Source organism: Streptomyces sp. Mut1 (assembly GCF_030719295.1).
Taxonomy (GTDB): Bacteria; Actinomycetota; Actinomycetes; order Streptomycetales; family Streptomycetaceae; genus Streptomyces; species Streptomyces castrisilvae.
The window spans coordinates 3352501-3377589 of sequence record NZ_CP120997.1 but is presented as its reverse complement, the minus strand read 5'-3'; the positions used below and the strand labels follow the sequence as shown (position 1 = coordinate 3377589).

Sequence of the window (25089 nt, the reverse complement as noted above, 5' to 3'; positions counted from 1 at the left end):
CCCTCCAGGCAGTAGCGTCCGAACGTCCGTAAGGGGCGGCCCCGACCGGTTTCGACCGGCCGGGGCCGCCCCTTTCGCGCTGCGGACACGGTGACAGGCGCGTCACAGGAACGTCCCGGTCGCGTTCGCTACGCGCGTTGGCCAAAATTCGCTGGTTAGTCTGACCCCGCCTCGGGCGGCCTGCCCGGGTGGGTTTTTCGTTTGCAAACGAAGGCCCGAGGGATGAGCAGCGAGGGGGACGGGCACGCCATGGGCAGAGGCGATGTGTCACGCAGGCGGTTGATGAGGCTGGCCGGGGCCGGAGCGGGTCTGGCGCTGCTGGGGGCGGGCGCCGCGGCGTGCGGGCCGGAGGACGAGCTGATCGACGGCGGTGGCTCGGGCTCGAAGGAGCCCGGGGGCTCGACCCCCGCGCCGGGCGGGAAGCCGAAGCCCGCCTGGCAGCACGACACGGCGTTCGACGGACTGGCCTGGCAGTCCGCGCTGGCCGTGGTCGACAACGTGGTGCTCGTCTCCTGCGACCCGCTGGTGGCCCGTGATCTGACCACCGGCAAGGAGCTATGGTCCCGCGCCGAGGTCACCACCCCGGGCGCCAACATGCTGATCGGTGACGGGACGCTGTACCTGGCGAGTGCCCGGTACGACGGGAACATCATCGGGCTCGACCCCAAGACCGGCAAGGACACCTGGCGCAGCCGGCTGGGCGACAAGGAGTACTCGCAGCCCCGGCCCATCGCGGCGGACAAGAACCACGTCTACGTCGTCGCGGGAATCCTGGACAAGGAATTCAGGACCCCGGACAACGTGATCGCCGCCATCGACACCTCATCGGGCAAGGTGATCTGGCGCGAGCAGCGCGACCACGGCACCGAGCAGAACGGCATCACCGCGCGGGTGGCCGGCAACCGCCTCGCGTACACGGACTTCCGCGAGAACCTGACCGTGCGCGACACCGCGACCGGCCGACAGGTCTGGACGAAGAAGATCGGCCGGTCCAACAACCGCGGCTTCGAGGTCCACGGCGGCCTCGCCATCCTCGCGAACGGCGAGCGGATGCGCGCCTACGACCTGGAGACCGGCGCGGAGCGCTGGTCCTTCGCGACCGAGAAGTACAGCCGGTTCAACGACCCGGCGGTCGTGGACGGGGTTCTGTACGTCTCCGACACCGTGCACGGCCTGTGGGCGGCCGACCCGGCGACCGGCAAGCGGCACTGGCACAACAAGGGGAGCCTCGACGTGGCGGCCCCGTGGCAGTTCGCCAAGGTGGGCGGCCTCCTCTACGGGGCGACGGAGTTCGACAAGAACGGCGGCATCCACGCCTTCGACCCGGCCGACGGTGATCTGCGCTGGACCTACAACGACGGCACCGGCAACATCCAGCGCTGGTACCTGGCATCGGGCGGCAGGCAACTGGTGGCGCTGCACGGCAAGAAGGTGACCGGGCTGCCCGTCGGATAGCCCCCGGCGCCGGGGGCGGAGCCGCCCTTCGGGTGGCTCCGGGCACCGGGCCGAAGGTCCCGAAACGGACGGCCTTCGGTCCCACCGCCGGTGACAAGGCGCACAGGGCTTTCGGGGCCTACTAGCCGCCTTAGGAGCATGGGGCCCGTCGCGTCGGGGGTCTTTCGACCCCGCGGCGGGCGGGCCCTCGGCATGCGGAGGGCCATGCGCCCGGACCGTGGGGCTATGTCCGGTTGGGGCGGTTTGGAACTGGGGTTAAACCTGTTCCGGCGAGGACGTCCGGAGGCGCCCGGGAGGGTGTCCCGCCGGGGTCCGGTGAGCGAATTCCCGGGGCTCCTTCTACGGCTTTTCTTCGTAGATGGGGTGTTTGAGCACCGGTGGGGGTGCGGGTTACCAAGGTATGGCCAGCCCGGCACACCGCCGGGTCCAGTCATCACCGGAGGTTCTCTGCTTATGTCGAAGCGCGTTACGTTCCAGTCCCGCCGCCCGTCCGTGTCCCGTGTCCGTGGCGCCGTGGTGGCAGCCGGCCTGGGGACGTCGATGGTTCTCGGTGCGGGCGCTGCGTTCGCGGCCGGCACTGCGGACGCCCCCCAGGCCACGAACCTGGTGACCACCGCCACCGCCGACTCGGTCGCCCAGCAGGCGGCCGCGCAGGGCAAGGCGGCGGCCAAGCACACGGCCGACAAGAAGGCCGAGGCGGCGAAGAAGAAGGCCGCGGCGAAGAAGAAGGCGGCCGCCAAGAAGAAGGCCGCCGCCAAGCGGGCCGCGAAGCTCGCCTGGGAGACCCCGGTCAGCCACTACAAGCTCAGCGCGAGCTTCGGCAACGACGGCAGCCGCTGGTCGCACAAGCACTCCGGCCAGGACTTCGCCGTGCCGATCGGCACCAAGGTCGAGGCCGCGCACACCGGCACCATCGTGAAGGCCGGCCCGAACGGCGGCGGCGACGGTCCCGCGTACGGCAACGCCATCGTGATCAAGCACGGCAACGGCACGTACTCGCAGTACGCGCACCTGTCGCAGATCGACGTGCACATCGGCCAGCACGTGAAGAAGGGCCAGAAGATCGCCCTGTCCGGCAACACCGGCAACTCCAGCGGCCCGCACCTGCACTTCGAGATCCGGACCACCGCGAACTACGGTTCGGCGGTCAACCCGGTCAACTTCCTGCACAAGGAGGGCATCACGGTCTGATCCGGCCGTGATACCGCCCCCGGCTACCGGGGAGCGTCCGGGTCGTGGGCCCGGGTGACCAGTTCGACGGCGACTTCGAGAGCGGCCTTGCGCTTCTCCTCGGGGTCGCCGTCGACGTCTTTCAGCGCGAGCATGCCGGCGTGCATGGTGAAGAGCGCGCTGAAGCACCGCACCTGGTCGGTGAGCGGCGCGTCCGGGTCCTTGATGAGGTCCACCAGGCCCAGCACCCGGTGCTTGATCGTCTCGCCGATGCTCAGGTCGCGAACCGTCGCCTGGTTCTCCTGCATGAAGCGGAAGAGCGGGGCGGAGCGGGCCAGTGCCTCGCTGTAGCGGCGGAGGATCTCCGTCTTCGTCTCCAGGGTGCGCGGCTGTGTCTCGCCCCAGATGATCAGGTCCTCGACCGGCTTGTTGAGGTCCTCGAAGATGCTGACGAGGATGTCTTCCTTCGTCTTGAAGTGGTAGTAGAGCGCCGCCTTGGTGACGTCCAGCTGCTCGGCGATCTCCCGCAGCGAGGTCTTCTCGTAACCCTGCTGCGCGAAGAGCTCCAGGGCGACGTCCTGGATGCGCTGGCGGGTGTTGCCCCGACGTGGCTGAGACGTGCTGCCCATGGTGCTCTCCCGAGGAAACTTACTTGACGCCCGGCTAGTTGCGGGGTTACTTTCCCTCAGTGTAGTCAACTAGCCGGGCGGCAAGTAAGAGGCTCGGTGAACAGGGGAACTGGGGAGTTGGGGAAGATGGCGGACCTGATCAAGACGGCGGACGGGAAGGCGGGCGGCCCACCGGCCGCGAAGGCGGAGAAACCGGAGCCGCCGCAGCGCAGCGTCCGGGTGGTGATCCTCGCCCTGATGATCGCCATGCTGCTGGCGATGCTCGACAACCTGATCGTCGGCACCGCGATGCCGACCATCGTCGGCGACCTCGGCGGCCTCGAACACCTCTCCTGGGTCGTCACCGCGTACACCCTGGCCACCGCTGCCTCCACCCCCATCTGGGGCAAGCTCGGCGACATGTACGGGCGCAAGAGCATCTTCCTCACGTCCATCGTGATCTTCCTGATCGGCTCGGTGCTCAGCGGAATGGCCCAGGACATGGGCCAGCTCATCGGCTTCCGGGCCATCCAGGGCCTCGGCGCCGGTGGCCTGATGGTCGGCGTCATGGCGATCATCGGTGACCTCGTACCGCCCCGCGAGCGCGGCAAGTACCAGGGCATGATGGCCGGTGTGATGGCCGTCGCCATGATCGGCGGACCGCTGGTCGGCGGCACCATCACCGACCACCTCGGCTGGCGCTGGAGCTTCTACATCAACCTGCCGCTCGGCGCGGTCGCCCTGATCATGATCACCACCGTGCTGCACCTGCCCAAGCGGGAGCGCACGAAGCGGAACGTCGACTACCTCGGCGCCGGGCTGCTGACCGTCGGAATCACCGCGATCGTGCTGGTCACCACCTGGGGCGGTTCCGAGTACGACTGGAACTCCGCGGTCATCATGGAGCTCATCGCGATCGGCGTCGCCGCGCTGGCCGGCTTCCTCTTCGTCGAGACCAAGGCCGCCGAGCCGATCATCCCGCTCCACATATTCCGCAACCTCAACTTCACGCTGATGTCCGTGGTCGGCTTCATGGCCGGCTTCGTGATGTTCGGCGCGGTGCTCTTCCTGCCGCTGTTCCAGCAGTCCGTCCAGGGCGCGTCCGCGACCAACTCCGGGCTCCTGCTCCTGCCCATGCTGCTGGCGATGATGATCGTCTCGCTCGTCGCGGGCCGGATCACCACCAGCACCGGCCGCTACAAGGTCTTCCCGATCCTCGGCTCGATCCTGATGGTGACCGGTCTCTTCCTGCTCGCGCAGATGGACACCTCCACCACCCGGTTCACCTCCGGGGTCTACATGGCCGTGCTGGGCGCGGGCATGGGCTTCCTGATGCAGATCACGATGCTCGTCGCGCAGAACAGCGTGGAGCTGAAGGACATGGGCGTCGCCTCGTCCTCCACCACCCTCTTCCGCACGCTCGGCAGCTCCTTCGGCGTCGCCATCATGGGCGCCCTGTTCACCGGACGGGTGAACGACGAGATGGCTGCCCGCGGCGGCGCGGGTGCCACCGCACACGGCGCCCAGCTGGACGCGGCGAGCCTGGCCAAGCTGCCGGTACCGGTGCGCGAGGCGTACGAGTACGCGGTGGCCTCCGGCACCCACATCGCCTTCCTGGTGGGCGCGTCCGTCGGGCTGATCGCCCTGGTCGCGGCCCTCTTCGTCAAGGAGGTCCCGCTGCGGGGCGCCGGACCGGAGAAGTCCGCACCCGCCGTCGCGGAGATCTGACCGGTCACCGGCACGGACACGCGCGAGGGCCCCGGGGCAGGCACCACACCGGCCCCGGGGCAGGCACCACACCCCGGGGCCCTCGCCCGTCCTCACCGGCCCGTCTGCGCGCCGCCGCCCCTGATCCCGCGGCCGGTGCCGCCCGGCTCCGGGGCGCGCTGCTCGGCGAACTGGAGCATCGGGTAGCTCCCGGTGTCGGTCGGCGCGTGCTCGGGCAGCCACAGCACCGCGACCGCCCCGCCACTGCCCTGGGCCGCGCCCTCGGGGGCGGCGTTGCGGAAGGTCAGCCGGGCCCCGAGCACCCGGGCCTGCCCGGCCGCGATCGTCAGCCCGAGACCGTGCCCGTGCCCGGCCCGGTCGGTCGACCCGGTACGGAACCGGCTCGGCCCCTCCCGCAGCAGCGCCGCCGGGAACCCGGGCCCGTGATCGCGGACCCGGACCACCCGGCCCTCGACCGTGACCTCGACCGGGGTGGAGCCGTGCTTGGCCGCGTTGCCCAGCAGATTGCCCAGGATGCGTTCGAGGCGGCGCGGATCGGTGCTGACCCACGAATCGTGGACCACCTGCACCCGCACCTGCGGGTCCAGCAGCGCCACCCGGCGGCTGACGAACTCGCCGAGCGCGACCTCCTGGAGCTCGGCCCGCTCCGACGCGCTGTCCAGCCGGGCCACCTCCAGCACGTCCTCGACCAGCGTGCGCATCGCCTGCGCCCGGTCCCGTACCAGCTCGGTCGGGCGGCCCGGCGGCAGCAGCTCGGCCGCGGTCAGCAGCCCGGTCACGGGGGTGCGCAGTTCGTGCGCGATGTCCGCGGTCACCCGGCGCTCGGCCTCGATCCGCTCGTTCAGCGCGTCGGTCAGCGCGTCCACCGCGCCGGCCAGCTCATCGGTCTCGTCCCGCACGACGCCGCCGACCGCGTCCCTGACCCGTACGTCCGTGTTGCCCTGGGCGACCTTCCCGGCCGCCGTCGCCGCCTTGCGCAGCCGGCGCGAGAGCTGGCCGCCTATCAGCACGCCCAGCGCGGAGCCGCCGAGCACCACCGAGACCGAACCGATGATCAGGGCCCGGTCCAGATCGCCCATGATCGTGGTCGAGCGGTCGGCGAACCGGGTGTGCAGCGACAGCACGTTGCCGTTGCCCACCGGCACGGCCGCCCAGACGTCGGGCACCCCGCCGACGTTCTCGATGTGGGTGGCCCGCCGGTTGCGCCGGGTCTCCTGGCGCAGGCTCCTGGGCATCGTCGGATCGTTGAGCTTGGCCCCGAAACGGGGGTCGGCCTTCTTCGTCTTCTTCGCCTCGTACAGCAGCTGGGCGTAGGTCAGCCGCTCCAGCTGGACCTCGCGGGCGTTCTCCAGCATCGAGACCCGGGCGGCGTTGTGCACGACCAGACTCAGCGCGACCGCGATCAGCGCGCCGACCGCGGCGATCGCGATGCTGATCTTCCAGCGGACCCCGGTCCGCAGGGCTGGGCGCCTCATGCCCGGAGCTTGTAGCCGAAGCCGCGGACCGTCTCGATCCGGTCCTGCCCGATCTTCGTACGCAGCCGCTGCACATGGACGTCCACGACCCGGGTGTCGCCGCCCCAGCCGTAGTCCCAGACCCGCTCCAGCAGCTTGTCGCGGGAGAGCACCGTGCCGGGAGCCGAGGAGAACTCCAGGAGCAGCCGCATCTCGGTCGGGGTGAGCGCCACCTGCTCGCCGCCCCTGCGGACCTCCATGCCCTCGGTGTCGACCTCCAGGTCACCGAAGACCAGCACCCCGCCCTCGGCCGCCGGCTCCGGGCCGCCACCGGACCGGCCGCCCGAGGCGTGGCCGAAGCGGCGCAGCACCGCCCTGATCCGGGCGACCAGGACCGCGCCGTCGAACGGCTTGGTGACGTAGTCGTCGGCACCGGCCTCCAGGCCGAGCACCACGTCGATCGAGTCGGCCCGCGCCGACAGCATGATCACGGGCACCGTCGACTCGTCCCGGATGCGGCGGCAGAGGCTGACCCCGTCCAGACCGGGCACCATCACGTCGAGCAGGGCGATGTCGGGGCGGCTGGCCCGGAACGATTCGAGGCCGGTCAGCCCGTCGGGCACCGCGGTGACCGCGAAGCCGTCCCGCTCCAGCGCCAGCTGGGTGGCCTCGCGGATGACGTCGTCGTCCTCGACGAACAGGACATGGGTCTCGGCCATCGGAAAGCTCTCAGTTCTTCGTCGGTTCCGTGGGCGCGGGAAGGGCTTCGTCGCCGGTGCCCACGGCTCTGTTGAAGTCGTTGCGCACCCGGTCCTGCTCGCTGAACCGGCTGCTCGCCCAGTGGTACGTGACCACTTCCTCGCCCGAGGGATAGGCGACCGAGTCCTTCGTCCCGTACACCTGCGTCGTCACCACCAGGTCGCCCCGGTCGATGGTGCCGTAGACCGCGGGCTGCTCGACCCTGAAGACGTTCTCGTACGTGCCGTCGGCGCGCGGCCGGTAGACGTAGGTGCCGACCCCCACCGAATCGCCGCAGGTCATCACGTTCACCACGACATCGGACGACGGGCCGTCGGTGAGCGAGCCGTACGAGGTGTCCACCGGGTACTCGTCACCGGTGCAGGGCTTCAGATCCATCCGGACCCGGCCGCTCACCTCCGGGTCCGCCTTGAGCAGCGCCACCGCGTCCACCCGCGGCGCCGGCCGCACCGAGGAGTGCTCCGCCGGGCTCGGCGTGATCTGTGCGACCGGCTGGGTGCCCGCCGGGCCCTCGTCCCGGGTGCCGGTGCCTCCGGTGGAACAGGCGGCGACGAACAGCCCGAAGACGGCGAGCCCGGCCAGAGCCGTGGCGCCCGCCGCCCAGCCGGTCAGCAGCAGCCTCTTGGCGCCGCCTCCCGGGTCCTCGCCCGCTCCGCCGGTGACCGTGTCCTCGTCACCGCTGCCTGTCAGGCCGCGCACCGCTCCCGCCCCCGTTCTTCGGCGAGCCGGGTCTCCCGGCTCGCCGCTTCCCTGTTCTCCAGCTCCTGGCGCAGCCGCGCCAGCGCACGGTGCAGCGTGCTCTTCACCGTACCGGCCGACATGCCGAGCGCCGCCGCCGTCTCCTCCGTGCTCATCTGCTCCCAGTGTCGCAGCACGACGACGCTGCGCTGCTTGGGAGCGAGCACACCGAGGATGTCCATCAGCAGGGCGCGGTCGGCGCGCTGCTCGGTGCCGTCCTCGACGCTCGCGTCGGGCAGCTGCTCGGTGGGGACCTCGTCCAGCTTGCGGGCCCGCCACCACTCGGTCCTGGTGTTGATCATGACGCGGCGCAGATAGGCGTCGGCGAGGGACTTGTCCTCGATGCGGTCCCAGCGGCCGTAGGTGCGGGCGAGGGCGGTCTGCAACAGGTCCTGCGCGTCCACCGGGTCGGGGACGAGCCGGCGCGCGCTGCGCAGCAGCGCCTCCTGCCGGGTCCGCACGTACTCCTCGAAGCCGAGCACCTCGCCCTGCGCCATCACAACCGCCTCCATCCCCGTGAAACCCCGTAGAACCGCTTCGTACCGCTGCCGGCCGCTGGTCATCGGCTGACGTCGCAGACGCTACGGAGCGGTTGTCACGGGGCTGTGCGGAGCAGCCGTAGGAGGGCGCACGGCTGGCCATCGGTTGTGTAACAGCGCGGGTGACAGCCCGGACAAAGGCCACGGGACGAACGCGAACGGGCCCGCCCGCCCCCGCGTTCGTCACGGGGGAGGGCGGGCCCGGTCCGTCAGGTCAGCGGCAGCCGGTACTGGCCGCCGGCCAGCGGTTCGACGAGGCCGTCGGCGACCAGCCCGTCCAGCGCGCGGGCCCGCTGCACCGGCTCGTCCCACACCGCGTCCAGCGCCGCCTGCCCCACCGGGCCGATCGCGTCGCGCAGCACCGCCAGGAGCCTGCCGCGCACCTGCCGGTCCGTTCCGGCGTAGGTCTGGCCACGACGCGGGGGCCCCTGGTGCGCGGGCTTCCCGGCGAGCCGCCAGGCGCACTGCTGCGCGATCGGGCAGCGCATGCAGTCCTCGTTCTTCGCGGTGCAGACGAGGGCGCCGAGCTCCATCGTGGCCGCGGCCCAGCGGGCCGCCCGCTCGTCCTCGTCGGGCAGCAGCTCCCGGGCGAGCCTGCGCTCGGCGGCGGTGGTCGCGTTCGGCGGGTACTGGATGCCGGTCGCGGCCCGTGCGAAGACCCGGCGGACGTTGGTGTCGAGGACGGCGTGCCGCTGCCGGTAGGCGAACGAGGCCACGGCCGCGGCCGTGTACTCGCCGATGCCGGGCAGGGCGAGGAGCTGGGCGTGCTCGCTCGGTACGTCGCCGCCGTGGCGTTCCGTTATCGCCTGGGCGGCCCCGTGCAGGCGCAGGGCGCGGCGGGGGTAGCCGAGCCGGCCCCAGGCGCGGACCGCCTCGCCGGGCGGCTCGGCCGCGAGGTCGGCGGGGCGCGGCCAGCGGGCCAGCCACTGCTCGTACACCGGGAGGACCCGGCTGACGGGGGTCTGCTGCAGCATGAACTCGCTCACCATCACGCCCCAGGCGCCCGCTTCGGGGCGGCGCCAGGGCAGATCGCGGGCGTGCTGGTCGAACCACCCGATGACAGGGGTGTGGAGGGAGGCGGGGGGCGTCTGTGTCGCAGTCGTGGCAGTCATCGCACCGTCGATCCTGACACGGAAGGGCGGAGAGGGGGCACGGGCACGGGGGTGTCATGGAGCGAACGAGCCCATGGAGTGATAACGCCACCCGTCTGTTCCCAGCTCCACGGCGTCCGCGTTCCGGCAAGTGGCCCCACGCCCCGCGAGCCGTTGCGGCAACTGGCCCATGGGGCCGGTTCCGGCCGGCCCGGCGGCGCCGACCGCTCGTGACCGTCGCGTCACGAGCGGTGGTTTCGCGTCGCCCGGGAGGGCGAACAGGCCCTTGCGGGATGATGATCCGCAAAACTTGGGGATCAAGGCGGCGGGTGGGGCGGGAGTTGGGCCCGATCTCTCGTAGAGTTTGCGCCGTGGGATCTCTGCGTAATCCGATCGGGCCGCTACCCTCCACCATCTACTGGCGACGGAGGGCGGTCGCGGCGGCGCTGGTCGTGCTGCTCGCGTTGCTGATCGCATGGGCCGTCACCTCCGGTGGCGGCAAGGGGAACCACGACGACTCCAAGGCGCCCGGTTCCGGTCCGGTCGACTCGATCACCCCCGGACCCTCCGGTTCCGGCCCGGCGATCAGCGAACAGCCCGGCGGACGCGACGAGTCGGAGGACTCCGGCGGCGGCGACGGCGCAGGCGACGGTGCCAAGGACGGCAGTTCGGCCGGCGGCTCCGCCGGAAAGGGCAGCGGCTCCGGCGGCGGCGACGACAACGGCGGTGGCCAGGACACCGGTTCGGGTTCGGCCTCCGGTTCGGGCGGTGGATCGGGCAGCGGCGCGGTCGCCGGACAGCAGGTCCCGGCCGACTCCCCGCTCCCCGACTGCAAGCCGGCCGCGCTCCAGCTGACCCTGAAGACCGAACTCAGCTACGGGCCCGACGAGAAGCCGAAGTTCCGGCTGCTGGCCACCAACACCTCGTCCACCGCCTGCAAGTCCGACTTCGGGCCGAAGAACGCGGTGTTCACCATCACCGAGGCGGGCGGGGACGACGACGAGGTCTGGTCCTCGAAGGACTGCCCGCGCAAGCCGGGGGCCGTGCTGCTGAAGGTGCCGGCCGGCGCGACCGTCGTGCACACCGTGGAGTGGGACCGCGCGAAGAGCGCCCCCAAGTGCGCGACGCCGCCCGCGGGGAAGGCCGGGCCGGGTACGTATCTGGTGGAGGCCAAGGCGCCGGGCGAGCCCGTGCAGCGCGCCTCGTTCGTCCTCGCGAAGGACTGAGCCCGGAGGCTGCAACCCGGAACCGGAGCCTGCAACCTGGAACCGGAGCCCGGAACCGGAGCCCGGAGACCTGAGGGGCCTGCCGACGCCGACGCGTCCGGCAGGCCCTACACGTACCGTTCGAGGATCGACGACTCGGCCAGCCGGGACAGGCCCTCGCGCACGCTGCGCGCCCTCGCCTCGCCGACCCCGTCCACCGTCTGGAGGTCGTCCACGCTCGCCGCGAGCAGCTTCTGGAGGCCGCCGAAGTGCTCCACGAGCCGGTCGATGATCGCGCCGGGCAGCCGCGGGACCTTCGCCAGCAGCCGGAAGCCGCGCGGCGACACCGCCGAGTCCAGCGTCTCCGGTGAACCGCTGTAGCCCAGCGCCCTTGCCACGACCGCGAGTTCGAGCAGCTCGGTGTGGGTCAGCGAGTCCAGCTCGGTGAGCGCCTCCGCCACCGTCCGCGAACGCTTCGCCGTCGGCTCCGGCACGTAGTCGCGCACGACCAGCTCGCGCTCCGGCTCCACGCCCGCGATCAACTCGTCCAGCTGGAGCGAGAGGAGCCGGCCGTCGGTGCCCAGCTCCACCACGTACTCGGCGATCTCCGTCGCGATCCGCCGGACCATCTCCAGGCGCTGGGCGACCGCCGTCACGTCCCGGACGGTCACCAGGTCCTCGATCTCCAGCGCGGAGAGCGTCCCGGCGACCTCGTCCAGCCGCAGCTTGTACCGCTCCAGGGTCGCGAGGGCCTGGTTGGCGCGGGACAGGATCGCCGCCGACTCCTCCAGGACCCGGCGCTCCCCGTCCACGTACAGCGCGATCAGGCGCATCGACTGGGAGACCGAGACGACCGGGAAGTTGCACTGCTTGGAGACCCGGTCCGCCGTGCGGTGGCGGGTGCCCGTCTCCTCGGTGGGGATGGAGGCGTCCGGGACCAGCTGCACGCCGGCGCGCAGGATCTTGGTCATGTCCTTGTCGAGGATCAGCGCCCCGTCGAGCTTGGCCAGCTCGCGCAGCCGGGTCGCGGTGAACTCCACGTCCAGCACGAAACCGCCGGTGCACATCGACTCGACGGTCTTGTCCATGCCGAGCACGATCAGACCGCCGGTGTTGCCGCGGAGAATGCGCTCCAGGCCGTCCCGCAGCGCCATTCCGGGCGCGACGGCGCTCAACGAGGCGCGCATGAGCGCCTCGTTACCGGTGGTTTGGCCGGACTTTCCGGGCGATGCTGCCCGGTCGCTGGCTGCCACTGCACTCCTCCGGTCACAGGTTTGCGGTGCCCTCGGGGCCTGTCGCTCGGAGCAGGCCGGATCCAATCGAAGGACCCTACGTCCCTCGTACCGTTCGTACGGGCGGGCGAGACCAGGGCAAAGTCTACCGGCGTGCGCCCTCCTCCCGGGGGGCCTGTGCACCGGACCGGCGCGGGAGGGCCCTGAGCGCGTCGCCCATGTTGGCCACTTCCGTGACCTTCATACCGGCCGGGACCTTGCCCGGATCGGTCGGGACCAGGGCGTGCGTGAAGCCCAGGCGGTGTGCCTCGGCCAGCCGCCGCTGGACCCCCGTGACCCGTCTGACCTCGCCCGCGAGGCCCACCTCGCCGATCGCCACCAGATTCTTGGGCAGCGGTGTGTCGCTCGCCGCGCTGGCCAGTGCCAGCGCGATGGCCAGGTCCGCGGCCGGCTCCGACAGCTTCACGCCGCCGACCGTCGCGCTGTAGATGTCCCGCTTGCCCAGCGAGCTGATCCGGCCGCGCTGCTCCAGGACGGCGAGCATCATCGACACCCGGGACGTTTCGAGGCCGGAGGTGGTGCGCCGGGGCGAGGGGATCTGGGAGTCGACCGTGAGCGCCTGCACCTCGGCGACCAGGGGGCGCTTGCCCTCCAGGGTCACGGTCAGGCAGGTGCCGGGGACCGGCTCGTCGCGGCGGGTGAGGAAGAGGCCGGAGGGGTCGGCGAGGCCCGTGATGCCCTCGTCGTGCAGCTCGAAGCAGCCGACCTCGTCCGTCGCCCCGTACCGGTTCTTGACGCCGCGCACCAGGCGCAGCCGGGCGTGGCGGTCGCCCTCGAAGGAGAGCACCACGTCGACCAGGTGCTCCAGCAGCCGGGGCCCGGCGATGGCGCCGTCCTTGGTGACATGGCCGACCAGCAGCGTCGACATCCCGCGCTCCTTGGAGGCCCGGATCAGCGCCCCGGCGACCTCGCGGACCTGCGCCATTCCGCCCGGCGCGCCATCGATCTCGGGGGAGGCGACCGTCTGCACCGAGTCCAGGACGAGCAGCGAGGGCTTGACCGCGTCGAGGTGGCCCAGGACCGCCGACAGATCGGTCTCCGCCGCCAGGTAGAGGTGGTCGTTGATCGCCCGGATGCGGTCGGCCCGCATCCGGACCTGGCTCGCGGACTCCTCCGCCGTGACGTACAGCGTGCGGTGGTCCTCGCTCGCCGCCTTGGCCGCGACGTCGAGCAGCAGCGTGGACTTGCCGACGCCCGGCTCGCCCGCGAGCAGCACGACGGCACCCGGCACCAGACCGCCGCCCAGCACCCGGTCCAGCTCGCCGACGCCGGTGGAGCGGGCGGTGGCCTGCCGGCTGTCGACCTGGCCGATGGGCAGCGCGGCGGTGGAGACGCGGCCCGCCGCTGTGGTCCGCACGGCGGGGGCGCCGCCGAACTCCTCGACCGTCCCCCACGCCTGGCACTCGGGGCAGCGCCCGAGCCACTTCGCGGTGGTCCAGCCGCATTCGGTGCAGCGGTAGGACGGCCGGTCCTTCGCGGATTTCGTACGGGCAGCCATGGCGCCACCGTATAGGTGGGGTCGGACAGTGCTGCCGGGCGCGTGCGGCGGGCCGGCGCCGACGGGGGCGGAGGCCGAGATTCCGGCCCCTCGCCGCGTCCCTTATCACGTCATACGTTCACCCGTAAGGGTTAAATCCACGCAAGGAGTACGAGGGGCCCGCCCCGCTCTGCCTACGGTCGCAAGGTGACGAGCAGCAGGCTGGAGACCCCGACGAGCACCCCCGCGCACCACCCCGGCGCACACCGGGGACAGCATCGCGCGCCCCACTCCTCGCCGAAGCAGCCGCCCGCCCGGTACGAGCCGCATCTCGACGGCCTGTTCACCTACTGCCTCTCCGTCCTCTGCGACCACGACGCCGCCACCGAGGCGCTGGGCGGCGTCCTGGCCCTCGCCGAGCGCCAGGGCGGCCGCTGCCCGGCCGACGAGGAGGAACGTAGAACCTGGCTGTACGCCCTGGCCAGGTGGACGTGTCTGCGCCGGCTCACCGAGCAGCGGCAGGGCCGCCGTGCCCACCGCCGCCCCGAGAACCGGCCGCACCGCCGGCCCGCCGACGAGGACCGCCACCCGGTCGCACCGCAGGCCCGCACGCTCCGGCGCACGCCCCACAGCGCCCAGCCCCCCGCCGCCGCGAAGCCCTCAGCCCCCGCCCCCGCCCCCGGCGAGCCCGAGACACCCGCCGCCGCCGAGGCGCACCGCCGGGAGCTGGCGCGGCTGGCCTGGCCCGAGGCGGCGGGCACCACCCCGGAGCAGCGCGAGGCGCTGGAGCTGGCCGTACGGCACGGGCTGCCGCCGCGCGCGGTCGCCGCCGTCCTCGGGCTCGACCCCGCGAGCGCCCGGGAGCTGCTGGCCGGGGCCGCCTGCGAGGTGGAGCGCACCCGGGCCGCCCTGGCCGTCGTGGAGTCGGGCAACTGCCCCACGGCCGGCCGGCTCACCGGCGACCACCGCGCGCTGCTCTCCGCCGCCCTGCGCCGCGAGCTGGTACGGCATGTGGACGACTGCCCGCGCTGCCGCCGGGCGGCCGAGCGGGCCGGCGCCGAGGGGCCCTGGCCCGGGAAAACCGTTACGCCCGCCGCCGTTCTCGCGGTCGTCGAGGCCCCGCGCCCCTCCGCGTACGTCGCCATGCTGCACGCGCTGAAGCATCAGAAGAATCGGTCCGCCACTCCGCGTTTCGACCGGACGGGCTTCCCGATGGACCCGAAGGACCACGCCGCGCGCCGGGACCGGCTGCGCTCCCGGGTCATGACGACGACGGTCGTCGTCACGGTCGTCGCCGCCCCGGTCATCGCCCTGTGGTCGGCCTACCGGGGCGCGCCGCTCATCGGCGAGGGGCGTGACGGCTCGGCGGTCAGCGCCGCCGACGGGGACACGGGCGCCCCGCAGGGCCCGTACGCCCCCGAGAACGCGGGCAACGCCAGCCCCGACTCCGGCTCCCGCTTCATGGAGCGCGAGAACCCCCCGGACGTCTCGGCGGAGATCATCGGCACCGGCACGGACCCGGGCCGGGACACCGCCGGGCACGGCGGCCGGCTCACCGTCGGGGCCCGCACCTCCGGCTCCACGACCCTGATCACCCTGACCGCGTCGAAGGCGGGCCCGGTCTCCTGGTCGGCGGCCACCGGGCAGTCCTGGGTGCGGCTGAGCCGTACGTCCGGGAAGCTCGCCGCCGGTGACAGCATCACGATCCGCGCCCTCGTGGACCACGCCCGCGAGCCCGCGGGCCCCTGGACCGCCCGCATCACCCTCGCCCCCTCGGGCGCGGTCGTCGCCATGCGCGGTTACGGGGCCAAGGCGCCGTCCCCCGGAGCCTCGCCGCGCCCCGGCCACCCGGGCAGCCTCCACCCGCGCCCGCCGGTCCCGTCCGAGCCGCCGTCCTCGCCGGACCCCTCCGAGCCGACGCCCGACCCGACGGACCCCACCCCGACCCCGACGGACCCGGCCGAACCGAGCCCCCTCCCGACCGGTTCCTCCGGCCCGCCCGCACCGCCGAAGGGCCCGAGCACCCCGCCCCGCGCCGACTGAGCCGGCCGGGAGGCCGCGCCGGGCACCGGCCCTCCCACGCCGGGCCGGCAGGCCCTACGCGGGGTCCGCCGGATGCGGGGCCATCGGCAGCAGCGCGGAGAGCCGCTGCTCGCACAGCTCGGTCAGCCGCTCGTACCCCTCCTTGCCCATCAGCTCGATCAGCTCGGGCCGGTACGACACGTACACCGGCTCGCCGGCCCCGTGCGCGGAGGTCGCGGAGGTGCACCACCAGTGCAGGTCGTGGCCGCCGGGACCCCAGCCCCGCCGGTCGTACTCGCCGATCGACACCTGGAGCACGCGCGTGTCGTCGGGCCGGTCGATCCACTCGTACGTACGCCGCACCGGCAGCTGCCAGCACACGTCCGGCTTGGTCTCCAGCGGCTCCTTGCCCTCCCGCAGCGCCAGGATGTGCAGCGAGCAGCCGGCGCCCGCCGGGAAGCCGGGGCGGTTCTGGAAGATGCAGGAGCCCTGCCAGCGCCTCGTCTGACGGTCCCCGTCCTCGTCGGTCTGCGTCCAGCCCGACTCCGTACCCACGTCGTGGAACTGCCACAGGTCGGGCGTGAGCCGCGCGACATGGCCGGCGACGCGCTTCTCGTCGTCCTCGTCCGAGAAATGGGCGCCCAGCGTGCAGCAGCCGTCGTCCGCGCGGCCCGCCTGGATGCCCTGGCAGCCGCTGCCGAAGATGCAGCTCCACCGGGACGTCAGCCAGGTCAGGTCGCAGCGGAAGACCTGCTCGTCGTCGGCGGGGTCGGGGAACTCCACCCAGGCGCGGGCGAAGTCGGGACCCGTCTCGTCGGACGGATCGGGCTCAGCCGTCGCCGGGGCCCGCATCTCCAGCTTCTCCGCGTGCTTGATGTCCGGCTCGGTGTCCTGCTTCTTCGTGGCTTTGCCCGGCTTCGCCTTTTTCGTCTTTGGCACGCGCCCAGAGTACGGGGGCGCCGAGCGCGCCTCCCGCAGTAGCGTTCCGCACATGAGACTCGGAGTCCTCGACGTGGGGTCGAACACGGTTCATCTGCTGGTGGTGGACGCACACCCCGGAGCCCGCCCGCTGCCCGCGCACTCGCACAAGGCGGAGCTGAGGCTCGCCGAACTCCTCGACCGGGACGGGGCGATCGGCCCGCTGGGCGTCGACCGCCTGGTCGGTACGATCGCCGGCGCGCTCGACGCCGCCGAGGACAAGGGCTGCGAGGACGTCCTCGCCTTCGCCACCTCGGCCGTACGGGAGGCGAGCAACGCTGACCAGGTGCTGGCGCGGGTACGGGACGAGACGGGCGTCGACCTCGCGGTCCTCAGCGGTACGGAGGAGGCCCGGCTGACCTTCCTCGCCGCGCGCCGCTGGTACGGCTGGTCGGCGGGCAAGCTGCTGGTCCTGGACATCGGCGGCGGCTCGCTGGAGATCGCGTACGGCATGGACGAGGAACCGGCCGCCGCCGTGTCGCTGCCGCTCGGTGCCGGGCGCCTGACCGCGGGCCGGCTGCGGGGAGACCCGCCGGACCCGGCCGAGGTGAAGGCGCTGCGCCGGCATGTGCGGGCGCGGATAGCCCGCAGCGTCGGCGACTTCACCCGCATCGGCCGCCCGGACCATGTGGTGGCCACCTCCAAGACGTTCAAGCAGCTCGCCAGGATCGCGGGCGCGACCCGCTCCGGCGACGGCCAGGACGCGCAGCGCACCCTCAGCCGCAAGGCCCTGGAGGAGTGGGTGCCGAAGCTGGCCGCGATGACGGTCGAGGACCGCACGCACCTCCCCGGCGTCTCCGAGGGCCGCTCCGCGCAGCTGCTGGCCGGGGCGCTGGTCGCGGAGGGCGCGATGGACCTGCTCGACGTCGACGAGCTGGAGATCTGCCCCTGGGCGCTGCGCGAGGGCGTGATCCTGCGCCGCCTGGACCACCTGCCGTCGGAGAAGGACGCGGCCCTGGCCTGACGGCCGGGGGCCGGCCCCCATGGCCCTTCTCACTTTCCGCCGCAGTCCCTCGGCGGGGCCCACCGCTGCCCGTACGCTGTCTGCGTGGCAGAACCAGTGGTGCGCGTCCCGGATGCGAAGGTCGCCCTGTCGACGGCCTCGGTCTATCCGGAGTCGACGGCGACGGCCTTCGAGATCGCCGCGCGCCTGGGGTACGACGGTGTCGAGGTCATGGTCTGGACCGACCCGGTCAGCCAGGACATCGAGGCCCTGCGCCGGCTCTCCGACTACCACCAGGTGCCGATACTCGCCGTGCACGCGCCCTGTCTGCTGATCACCCAGCGGGTCTGGTCCACCGATCCGTGGGTCAAGCTCCAGCGGGCGCGCGCCGCCGCCGAGAAGCTCGGCGCGTCGACGGTCGTCGTCCACCCCCCGTTCCGCTGGCAGCGCGGCTACGCCCGCGACTTCGTCTCGGGGATCTGGCGGATGGCCGAGGAGACGGACGTACGGTTCGCGGTCGAGAACATGTACCCGTGGCGCTACCGGGACCGCGAGATGCTCGCGTACGCCCCCGACTGGGACGTCACCAACGACGACTACCGTCACTTCACCGTCGACCTGTCGCACACCGCGACCGCGCGCACGGACGGCCTGGCCATGGTCGACCGGATGGGCGACCGGCTCGCCCACGTCCACCTCGCCGACGGCAAGGGCTCCGGCAAGGACGAGCACCTGGTGCCCGGCCGGGGCGACCAGCCCTGTGCCGAACTGCTGGAGCGGCTGGCCCGTACCGGTTTCGACGGCCACGTCGTCATCGAGGTCAACACGCGCCGCGCGATGTCCACCGCCGAACGCGAGTCCGACCTCGCCGAGGCGCTCGCCTTCACCCGTCTGCACCTGGCCTCCGCGTCCACCGAGCGCGCCCCCCGCTCATGACCCCGGACGCGCCGGGCCCCAAGCGCCGGGGCCGCCCCGCCCGCGCCGCGTCGGACACCGGCCCGGACGCGCGCAGCCGCATCCTGGAGGCCGCCCGCACGGAGTTCGCCGAGCGCGGGTACGACAAGACCTCGGTCCGGGGCATCGCCCGCGCGGCGGGCGTCGACTCCGCGCTGGTCCACCACTACTTCGGTACGAAGGACGAGGTCTTCGCCGCCGCGATCGAGCTGTCCTTCGAGCCCGCCCTGCTCGTCCCGGCCGTCCTCGAAGGCGACACCGATGACGTGGGCGAACGCCTCGCCCGCGCCTTCATCGGCATCTGGGAGAACCCGACGACCCGGGCCCCCCTCCTCGCGGTCCTCCGCTCCGCCCTCACCCACGAGGCCGCCGCGAAGGTCCTCCGGGGCTTCGTACTGCGCCGCCTGCTGGAGCGCGTGGCGGCGGGCCTGGACATCCCGGACGCGACGTTCCGGGCGGAGCTGGCGGCGTCGCACATGGTGGGGATCGCGATACTGCGGTACGTGCTGAGGGCGGAGCCGTTGGCGTCCGCGCCGCCGGAGAAGATCGTCGCGATGGTGGCCCCGACGCTCCAGCGCTATCTGGCGGAGCCGTCCGCGTAAGCCCGCGACACCTTCGCCGGGGGCGGAGCCCCAAACCCCAGCCCCTCCGGCGCTTGCGGAGCGGGGCCGGGGGCGGAGCCCCAAAAACCCAGCCCCTCCAGCGCTTGCGGAACGGGGCCCGGGGCGGAGCCCCAAACTCCAGCCCCTCCGGCGTTTGAGGAGCGGGGCCCGGGGCGGAGCCCCGGTTACGGGAAGGGGCGGGTAGGGGAACAGGCCCGCCGCAGGCGCAACGCACCCGCACCGCCCCACCCACCCCAGCCCCACCCCAGCCCCACCCCGCCCCCGAACAAACGTCCCGCATATCGGACACCACGTCCACATCCTGGCACCAAGGGCGTACGCTCAAGGACAGTCTTCGATGCAGAAGGAGCGAAGAGACGATGCCCACGCTGAGGTCCCGCACAGTCACCCACGGCCGCAACATGGCCGGCGCCCGAGCCCTCATGCGGGCCTCCGGCGTAGCGAGCGAGGACATCGGCAAGCCGATCATCGCCGTCGCCAACTCCTTCACCGAGTTCGTCCCCGGCCACACCCACCTCGCCCCCGTCGGCCGCATCGTCTCCGAGGCGATCAAGGCCGCGGGCGCGGTGCCCCGCGAGTTCAACACCATCGCGGTGGACGACGGCATCGCCATGGGCCACGGCGGCATGCTCTACAGCCTGCCCTCCCGCGACCTCATCGCCGACAGCGTCGAGTACATGGTCGAGGCGCACTGCGCCGACGCCCTGATCTGCATCTCGAACTGCGACAAGATCACCCCGGGCATGCTGAACGCCGCGATGCGGCTGAACATCCCGACGGTCTTCGTCTCCGGCGGCCCGATGGAGGCCGGCAAGGCAACGCTCGTCGACGGCACGGTCCGCAAGCTCGACCTGATCAACGCGATCAGCGACGCGGTCGACGAGAACATCTCCGACGAGGACATGCTCCGTATCGAGGAGAACGCCTGTCCCACCTGCGGCAGCTGTTCCGGCATGTTCACCGCCAACTCGATGAACTGCCTGACCGAGGCCCTCGGCCTCTCCCTCCCCGGCAACGGCTCGACCCTCGCCACGCACACCGCCCGCAGGGCGCTGTACGAGGACGCCGGCCGCACGATCGTGGACATCACCAAGCGGTACTACGAGCAGGACGACGAGACGGTCCTGCCCCGCTCCATCGGCACCCGCGCCGCGTTCGGCAACGCGATGGCGCTGGACATCGCGATGGGCGGCTCCACCAACACGATCCTGCACCTGCTGGCCGCCGCCCAGGAGGCGGAGCTGGACTTCGGCCTGGACGACATCAACGAGGTCTCCCGCCGCGTCCCCTGCCTCTCCAAGGTCGCCCCCAACGTGGCCCCCGGCGGGACGTACTACATGGAGGACGTCCACCGCGCCGGCGGCATCCCCGCCCTCCTGGGCGAGCTGAACCGCGGCGGACTGCTCAACGAGGACGTCCACGCCGTGCACGCCGACACCCTCGGCGACTGGCTGAAGAACTGGGACGTGCGCGGCGGCTCCGCGTCGCCCGAAGCCGTCGAGCTGTGGCACGCGGCCCCCGGCTGCGTCCGCTCCGCGACCGCCTTCTCGCAGTCGGAGCGCTGGGACACCCTCGACGTGGACGCGGCCGGCGGCTGCATCCGGGACGTGGCCCACGCGTACTCCAAGGACGGCGGTCTCGCGGTCCTCAAGGGGAACATCGCCGTCGACGGCTGCGTCGTGAAGACGGCCGGTGTGGACGAGTCGATCTGGACCTTCGAGGGCCCGGCGGTCGTCTGCGAGTCGCAGGAGGAGGCCGTCGACAAGATCCTCCGCAAGGAGATCACGCACGGCGACGTCGTCGTCATCCGCTACGAGGGCCCGCGCGGCGGCCCCGGCATGCAGGAGATGCTCTACCCGACCTCGTTCCTGAAGGGCCGGGGCCTGGGCAAGACCTGCGCGCTCATCACGGACGGCCGATTCTCCGGCGGCACGTCGGGCCTGTCCATCGGCCACGCCTCGCCCGAGGCGGCCTCCGGCGGCACGATCGCGCTGGTCGAGGACGGCGACCGCATCCGGATCGACATCCCGAACCGCTCGATCGAGCTCCTCGTCCCGGAAACCGAGCTGGCCACCCGACGCGAGGCGCTGAACGGCGTGTACGCGCCGAAGAACCGCGAGCGCAAGGTCTCGGCCGCGCTGCGCGCGTACGCGGCGATGGCGACGAGCGCGGACCGCGGCGCCGTCCGCGACGTGTCGAAGCTGGGCTGAACCACGGTGTGCGGCCCCCGCCGGCGCGGGGGCCGCACTCACCGCGCGCCGGTACCGCCCCCGGCTTTGGGATACTCGACCTCGTGAGCGAGAACAGCGAGACCCCCGACGGCAAGGCTCCCGACACGGCCCCCGGGCCCGCGGCGGCGTCCGCCGGCGCCCCCGCGACCCCGCAGGGCCCGCAGCCCGAGCCCCTCCGCTTCTTCGGCACCACCTGGGTCGCCCACGACGGCCACTACGGCCTGCGCCGCGTCGGCGCCGCCGTCGGCTCGCTCGCCGCCGCCGTCGCCTCCTGCTTCGTCCTCCGCTTCGCCTACCAGGGCCTGGAGATCGCCGACATCGGCGGTTTCGTCGGCATGCTGGTGGTCCTGATGTTCGCCATCTGCAGCGCGGTCGCCTTCCGCAAGACCTGGGAGGGCTTCGGCAGCCGCCCCGCCGACCCGGCCCGCGAGGACACGCTGCGCGGCCTGAAGGCCATCGGCTTCGTCGGCTCACTGCTCGCGTACTTCTTCCGTACGTTCACCGAGGCGCCCGGCGAGAAGCTGAGGCGTACGGAGTACGAGGAGGCCCAGGCCCGGTACGCGAAGCGCCGCTCGTCCCGCACCGGCAACCCGGCGGCCCGCAAGAAGAAGGGCCGTCGCGGCTGACCGTGCCTCGTGGGGGCACGATGGCCCGATGACCGCGACACAGTCTCCGGACACGCCTGCGAACCCCTCGTCCGCGCCTTCGCGCGCCCTGTCCTTCGACCGGGCCGCCGCCCAGTACGCCGCCGCCCGCCCCGGCTACCCGGACGCGCTCCTCGACGCCGTCGAGGACATCGCCGGCCGCCCCCTGCGAGGAGCCCGCACCCTCGATGTGGGCGCGGGCACCGGCATCTCGACCCGCCGCCTCCACGAACGCGGCGCCCGGGTCGTCGCCGTCGAACCGGGGCCCGGCATGGCCACCGAACTGCGCCGGGGCCTCCCGGACGTCCCGCTCGTGCGCGGCGACGGCAACCGGCTCCCCTTCGCGTCCGCCTCGGCCGACCTGATCACGTACGCCCAGTCCTGGCACTGGACCGACCCGGCCCGCTCGGCCGCCGAGGTCCGGCGCGTCCTGCGGCCGGGCGGCACGCTCGCCCTCTGGTGGAACGTCGCGGACCACACCGTCCCGTGGGTCGGCGACCAGGACGCGCGGCTCCGCCGGTTCTTCCGCGTCGAGGCGCGTGCCGACGACCGCAGCGCCCACGGCTCAGCCGTACGGGACCGCGACCTGCCGCCGGACCTCGCCTTCACGCACCGGGGCATCCCGTGGACCCGGCGCGTCCCTCTCGCCACCCACCTCGACAACCTCGGCAGCCACTCCGCGTTCCTGACCATCGACGACGACGCGGCGCGGCGGTTCCTCGACGAGGAGCGGGCCCGGCTCCTGGCGGAGTTCCCGGACGGCACGGTGGAGGAGGCGTACGTCGTCGAACTCCAGGCGGCCGTGCGCTGAGCCGGCGGCCCAGCCCCGTCCCTTGACGGCGGTGCCCTGCGGAGAGAATATTCATCACATGATGAATTCTTCGGGCGTCGCCGTCGAGGCCCGTGGCCTCACCGTCCACCGAGGCAGCCGTACGGTCCTCAGGGGCCTCGACTTCACCGTCGAACCCGGCAGGATCACCGGTCTCCTCGGCCCCTCCGGCTGCGGAAAATCCACGTTGATGCGCGCCGTCGTCGGCACCCAGGCCAAGGTCACCGGCACCCTCCGGGTCCTGGGCAGCCCCGCCGGCCACCCCACCCTCCGCCCCCGCGTCGGGTACGTCACCCAGGCTCCCTCCGTCTATACCGACCTCACCGTCCGGCAGAACCTGGACTACTTCGCGGCGATCCTCCAGCCGGGCCGCGCACACCGCGACGACCGACGCGCCGCCGTCACCCGCGCGCTCACCGAGGTGGACCTGACCAGCCACGAGGACGCCCTGGCCGGCACCCTCTCCGGCGGCCAGCGCACCCGGGTCTCGCTCGCCGTGGCCCTGCTCTCCACCCCCGAGCTGCTCGTCCTGGACGAACCGACCGTCGGCCTGGACCCCGTCCTGCGCCGCGATCTGTGGCAGCTGTTCCACACCCTCGCCGCCGAACGCGGCACAACGCTCCTCATCTCCTCGCACGTCATGGACGAGGCCGAGCGCTGCCACCGCCTCCTCCTCATGCGCGAGGGCGAGATCCTCGCCGACGACACCCCGGACGCCCTGCGCACCACCGCCGGAACCGACACCGTCGAGGCGGCCTTCCTCCACCTGGTCGACGCGGCCGCCACCCGCAAGGAGAACGCCCGATGAGCTCCCCGGCCCCCGCCCGCACCGCACCCCTGAGCCCGGCCCGCACCCTCGCCACGGCCGCCCGCGTCCTGCGCCAGCTCACCCACGACCCCCGCACGGTCGCGCTGCTCCTGCTGATCCCGGTCCTGATGATCACGCTGCTGCGCTACGTCTTCGACGGCAGCCCGCAGACGTTCGACTCGATCGGGGCCTCGCTGCTCGGCATCTTCCCGCTGATCACGATGTTCCTGGTGACCTCGATCGCCACCCTGCGCGAGCGCACCTCCGGCACTCTGGAGCGCCTGCTCGCCATGCCGCTCGGCAAGGGGGACCTGATCGCGGGCTACGCCCTCGCCTTCGGGGCCGTCGCCGTCCTCCAGTCCCTCCTGGCCACCGGCCTGTCGGTGTGGGCCCTCGGCCTGGACGTCACCGGCTCGCCGTGGCTGCTGCTCCTGGTGGCGCTGCTCGACGCACTGCTCGGCACGGCACTGGGCCTGTTCGTCTCGGCGTTCGCGGCCTCGGAGTTCCAGGCGGTGCAGTTCATGCCGGCCGTGATCTTCCCGCAGCTGCTGCTCTGCGGCCTGTTCATCCCGCGCGACCGGATGGCCCCGTTCCTGGAGGCCATCTCGGACGTCCTGCCCATGTCGTACGCCGTGGACGGGATGAACGAGGTCCTCCACCACACCGACGTCACCGGGAACTTCGTCCGGGACGTGCTGATCGTGGCGGGCTGCGCCCTGCTCGTCCTGGCCCTCGGCGCGGCCACCCTCCGGCGCCGCACCACCTGAGGGGGCGGTGCGAGGATGGCGCCGACGAGCACTGAGCACCGCGCACAGCGAGCACCGCCCGGAGGGTGAACGGCATGACCCAGACAGTTGCAGTCCTCGGCACCGGCAAGATCGGCGAGGCCCTGCTCAGCGGGATGATCCGGGCCGGCTGGCGTCCGGCGAACCTGCTGGTCACCACCCGCCGCTCGGAGCGGGCCGCCGAACTGCGCGACCGTTACGGCGTCGACGCGGTCACCAACGCCGAGGCCGCCGAGCGCGCCGACATCCTCATCCTGGCTGTCAAGCCGCAGGACATGGGCCGCCTCCTGGACGAACTGTCCCCGCACCTCGGCGCCGACCGTCTGGTCATCAGCGCGGCGGCCGGGATCACGACCGCGTTCATCGAGGACCGCCTCAGCGCCGGAACCCCGGTCGTCCGCGTCATGCCGAACACCCCGGTCCTGGTCGACGAGGGCATGTCCGTCATCTCGGCGGGCAGCCACGCCACCACGGGCCACCTCGCCACGGCGGAGGCGATCTTCGGCGGGGTCGGCAAGACCCTGCGCGTCCCGGAGTCCCAGCAGGACGCGGCCACCGCCCTGTCCGGTTCGGGCCCCGCGTACTTCTACTTCCTGGTCGAGGCGATGACGGACGCCGGCATCCTGCTCGGCCTGCCCCGCGCCCAGGCCCACGACCTCATCGTGCAGGCGGCGATCGGCGCGGCCGTGATGCTCCGCGACAGCGGCGAACACCCGGTCAAGCTCCGCGAGGCCGTCACCAGCCCGGCCGGCACCA

23 protein-coding genes (1 of these 23 only partly in view) are annotated in these 25089 nt (G+C 72.6%); 14 read left to right on the top strand and 9 right to left on the bottom strand.

Going from position 1 to position 25089, the window contains the following annotated elements:
* Positions 1-222: 222 nt before the first annotated feature.
* On the top strand, positions 223-1455 hold the full coding sequence (locus tag P8A18_RS14475; RefSeq protein ID WP_306054830.1) for a PQQ-binding-like beta-propeller repeat protein: 1233 nt from the start codon (positions 223-225) through the stop codon (positions 1453-1455).
* A 453-nt stretch (positions 1456-1908) separates the two neighbouring features.
* The gene (locus P8A18_RS14470) at positions 1909-2646 is read left to right on the top strand and encodes a M23 family metallopeptidase (protein ID WP_306054828.1); all 738 of its coding nucleotides are present in this window, start codon (positions 1909-1911) and stop codon (positions 2644-2646) included.
* 23 nt (positions 2647-2669) lie between these two features.
* Here P8A18_RS14470 and P8A18_RS14465 read toward each other — a convergent pair whose 3' ends face one another.
* Positions 2670-3254 carry a TetR/AcrR family transcriptional regulator gene (locus P8A18_RS14465; protein ID WP_306054826.1) on the bottom strand — a complete coding sequence of 195 codons (585 nt, stop codon included), beginning with the start codon at positions 3252-3254 and terminating at the stop codon, positions 2670-2672.
* 126 nt (positions 3255-3380) lie between these two features.
* Between P8A18_RS14465 and P8A18_RS14460 the strand changes: the two genes are divergently transcribed.
* Positions 3381-4961 (top strand): MDR family MFS transporter, encoded by a 1581-nt coding sequence (locus P8A18_RS14460; RefSeq protein ID WP_306054824.1) that lies wholly within the window; start codon positions 3381-3383, stop codon positions 4959-4961.
* Positions 4962-5053: 92 nt separating this feature from the next.
* Here the strand turns inward: P8A18_RS14460 and cseC are convergent, their stop codons facing one another.
* From cseC to P8A18_RS14435, 5 genes are all read right to left on the bottom strand, one after another.
* Positions 5054-6436 (bottom strand): two-component system sensor histidine kinase CseC, encoded by a 1383-nt coding sequence (gene cseC / locus P8A18_RS14455; protein ID WP_306054822.1) that lies wholly within the window; start codon positions 6434-6436, stop codon positions 5054-5056.
* The gene (gene cseB, locus P8A18_RS14450; protein WP_306054820.1) at positions 6433-7134 is read right to left on the bottom strand and encodes a two-component system response regulator CseB; all 702 of its coding nucleotides are present in this window, start codon (positions 7132-7134) and stop codon (positions 6433-6435) included. Before cseB ends, cseC begins: the two co-directional genes overlap by 4 nt.
* A 10-nt stretch (positions 7135-7144) precedes the next feature.
* Entirely contained in the window at positions 7145-7873 is a 729-nt protein-coding gene (locus P8A18_RS14445) for a hypothetical protein (protein WP_306054818.1), read from the bottom strand.
* Positions 7861-8409 (bottom strand): SigE family RNA polymerase sigma factor, encoded by a 549-nt coding sequence (locus tag P8A18_RS14440; protein WP_306054817.1) that lies wholly within the window; start codon positions 8407-8409, stop codon positions 7861-7863. The genes P8A18_RS14445 and P8A18_RS14440 overlap by 13 nt, the downstream gene beginning before the upstream one ends.
* Before the next feature lie 251 nt (positions 8410-8660).
* Positions 8661-9563 carry an HhH-GPD family protein gene (locus P8A18_RS14435; protein ID WP_306054815.1) on the bottom strand — a complete coding sequence of 301 codons (903 nt, stop codon included), beginning with the start codon at positions 9561-9563 and terminating at the stop codon, positions 8661-8663.
* Between the two features lie 431 nt (positions 9564-9994).
* Here P8A18_RS14435 and P8A18_RS14430 point away from each other — a divergent pair, with 431 nt between their 5' ends.
* Positions 9995-10768, top strand: coding sequence for a hypothetical protein (locus tag P8A18_RS14430; protein ID WP_306060907.1), 774 nt, complete (start codon positions 9995-9997; stop codon positions 10766-10768).
* 107 nt (positions 10769-10875) lie between these two features.
* Here the strand turns inward: P8A18_RS14430 and disA are convergent, their stop codons facing one another.
* Positions 10876-12000: a DNA integrity scanning diadenylate cyclase DisA gene (gene disA / locus P8A18_RS14425; RefSeq protein WP_026249536.1), complete on the bottom strand. Its 1125-nt coding sequence runs from the start codon at positions 11998-12000 to the stop codon at positions 10876-10878.
* A gap of 124 nt (positions 12001-12124) precedes the next feature.
* Positions 12125-13537: a DNA repair protein RadA gene (gene radA / locus P8A18_RS14420; protein WP_306054813.1), complete on the bottom strand. Its 1413-nt coding sequence runs from the start codon at positions 13535-13537 to the stop codon at positions 12125-12127.
* Between the two features lie 186 nt (positions 13538-13723).
* Between radA and P8A18_RS14415 the strand changes: the two genes are divergently transcribed.
* On the top strand, positions 13724-15559 hold the full coding sequence (locus P8A18_RS14415; RefSeq protein WP_306054811.1) for an RNA polymerase sigma factor: 1836 nt from the start codon (positions 13724-13726) through the stop codon (positions 15557-15559).
* Positions 15560-15613: 54 nt separating this feature from the next.
* On the opposite strand, the gene P8A18_RS14410 is transcribed toward P8A18_RS14415, so the two are convergent.
* Complete coding sequence (locus tag P8A18_RS14410; protein WP_018551249.1) at positions 15614-16477, bottom strand: DUF3109 family protein; 864 nt, start codon at positions 16475-16477, stop codon at positions 15614-15616.
* Between the two features lie 52 nt (positions 16478-16529).
* Here P8A18_RS14410 and P8A18_RS14405 point away from each other — a divergent pair, with 52 nt between their 5' ends.
* The 9 genes from P8A18_RS14405 to proC form a co-directional block, all read left to right on the top strand.
* Positions 16530-17480 (top strand): Ppx/GppA family phosphatase, encoded by a 951-nt coding sequence (locus P8A18_RS14405; protein ID WP_306054809.1) that lies wholly within the window; start codon positions 16530-16532, stop codon positions 17478-17480.
* A gap of 96 nt (positions 17481-17576) precedes the next feature.
* Positions 17577-18395 (top strand): sugar phosphate isomerase/epimerase family protein, encoded by an 819-nt coding sequence (locus tag P8A18_RS14400; RefSeq protein WP_306060905.1) that lies wholly within the window; start codon positions 17577-17579, stop codon positions 18393-18395.
* Complete coding sequence (locus P8A18_RS14395; protein ID WP_306054807.1) at positions 18392-19015, top strand: TetR/AcrR family transcriptional regulator; 624 nt, start codon at positions 18392-18394, stop codon at positions 19013-19015. The genes P8A18_RS14400 and P8A18_RS14395 overlap by 4 nt, the downstream gene beginning before the upstream one ends.
* 380 nt (positions 19016-19395) lie before the next feature.
* Positions 19396-21246 carry a dihydroxy-acid dehydratase gene (ilvD, locus tag P8A18_RS14390; protein ID WP_306054805.1) on the top strand — a complete coding sequence of 617 codons (1851 nt, stop codon included), beginning with the start codon at positions 19396-19398 and terminating at the stop codon, positions 21244-21246.
* 83 nt (positions 21247-21329) lie between these two features.
* Positions 21330-21893 carry a hypothetical protein gene (locus P8A18_RS14385; protein WP_306054803.1) on the top strand — a complete coding sequence of 188 codons (564 nt, stop codon included), beginning with the start codon at positions 21330-21332 and terminating at the stop codon, positions 21891-21893.
* Between the two features lie 28 nt (positions 21894-21921).
* On the top strand, positions 21922-22722 hold the full coding sequence (locus tag P8A18_RS14380) for a class I SAM-dependent methyltransferase (protein WP_306054801.1): 801 nt from the start codon (positions 21922-21924) through the stop codon (positions 22720-22722).
* Positions 22723-22780: 58 nt separating this feature from the next.
* On the top strand, positions 22781-23548 hold the full coding sequence (locus P8A18_RS14375) for an ABC transporter ATP-binding protein (protein WP_306054799.1): 768 nt from the start codon (positions 22781-22783) through the stop codon (positions 23546-23548).
* Positions 23545-24315: an ABC transporter permease gene (locus P8A18_RS14370; RefSeq protein ID WP_306054797.1), complete on the top strand. Its 771-nt coding sequence runs from the start codon at positions 23545-23547 to the stop codon at positions 24313-24315. Before P8A18_RS14375 ends, P8A18_RS14370 begins: the two co-directional genes overlap by 4 nt.
* Before the next feature lie 74 nt (positions 24316-24389).
* A protein-coding gene (proC, locus tag P8A18_RS14365; protein ID WP_306054795.1) for a pyrroline-5-carboxylate reductase crosses the window boundary here: on the top strand, positions 24390-25089 show its 5' portion. Its footprint extends 110 nt past the window's final position; 700 of the gene's 810 nt are visible here — the first part of the coding sequence; the start codon lies at positions 24390-24392; the stop codon falls past the right edge of the window.

Coding starts and splice junctions, on each gene's coding strand:
- P8A18_RS14475 (WP_306054830.1), top strand. CDS start 223: ATGAGCAGCGAGGGGGACGGGCACGCCATGGGCAGAGGCGATGTGTCA.
- P8A18_RS14470 (WP_306054828.1), top strand. CDS start 1,909: ATGTCGAAGCGCGTTACGTTCCAGTCCCGCCGCCCGTCCGTGTCCCGT.
- P8A18_RS14465 (WP_306054826.1), bottom strand. CDS start 3,254: ATGGGCAGCACGTCTCAGCCACGTCGGGGCAACACCCGCCAGCGCATC.
- P8A18_RS14460 (WP_306054824.1), top strand. CDS start 3,381: ATGGCGGACCTGATCAAGACGGCGGACGGGAAGGCGGGCGGCCCACCG.
- cseC (WP_306054822.1), bottom strand. CDS start 6,436: ATGAGGCGCCCAGCCCTGCGGACCGGGGTCCGCTGGAAGATCAGCATC.
- cseB (WP_306054820.1), bottom strand. CDS start 7,134: ATGGCCGAGACCCATGTCCTGTTCGTCGAGGACGACGACGTCATCCGC.
- P8A18_RS14440 (WP_306054817.1), bottom strand. CDS start 8,409: ATGGCGCAGGGCGAGGTGCTCGGCTTCGAGGAGTACGTGCGGACCCGG.
- P8A18_RS14435 (WP_306054815.1), bottom strand. CDS start 9,563: ATGACTGCCACGACTGCGACACAGACGCCCCCCGCCTCCCTCCACACC.
- radA (WP_306054813.1), bottom strand. CDS start 13,537: ATGGCTGCCCGTACGAAATCCGCGAAGGACCGGCCGTCCTACCGCTGC.
- P8A18_RS14405 (WP_306054809.1), top strand. CDS start 16,530: ATGAGACTCGGAGTCCTCGACGTGGGGTCGAACACGGTTCATCTGCTG.
- P8A18_RS14395 (WP_306054807.1), top strand. CDS start 18,392: ATGACCCCGGACGCGCCGGGCCCCAAGCGCCGGGGCCGCCCCGCCCGC.
- ilvD (WP_306054805.1), top strand. CDS start 19,396: ATGCCCACGCTGAGGTCCCGCACAGTCACCCACGGCCGCAACATGGCC.
- P8A18_RS14380 (WP_306054801.1), top strand. CDS start 21,922: ATGACCGCGACACAGTCTCCGGACACGCCTGCGAACCCCTCGTCCGCG.
- P8A18_RS14375 (WP_306054799.1), top strand. CDS start 22,781: ATGATGAATTCTTCGGGCGTCGCCGTCGAGGCCCGTGGCCTCACCGTC.
- P8A18_RS14370 (WP_306054797.1), top strand. CDS start 23,545: ATGAGCTCCCCGGCCCCCGCCCGCACCGCACCCCTGAGCCCGGCCCGC.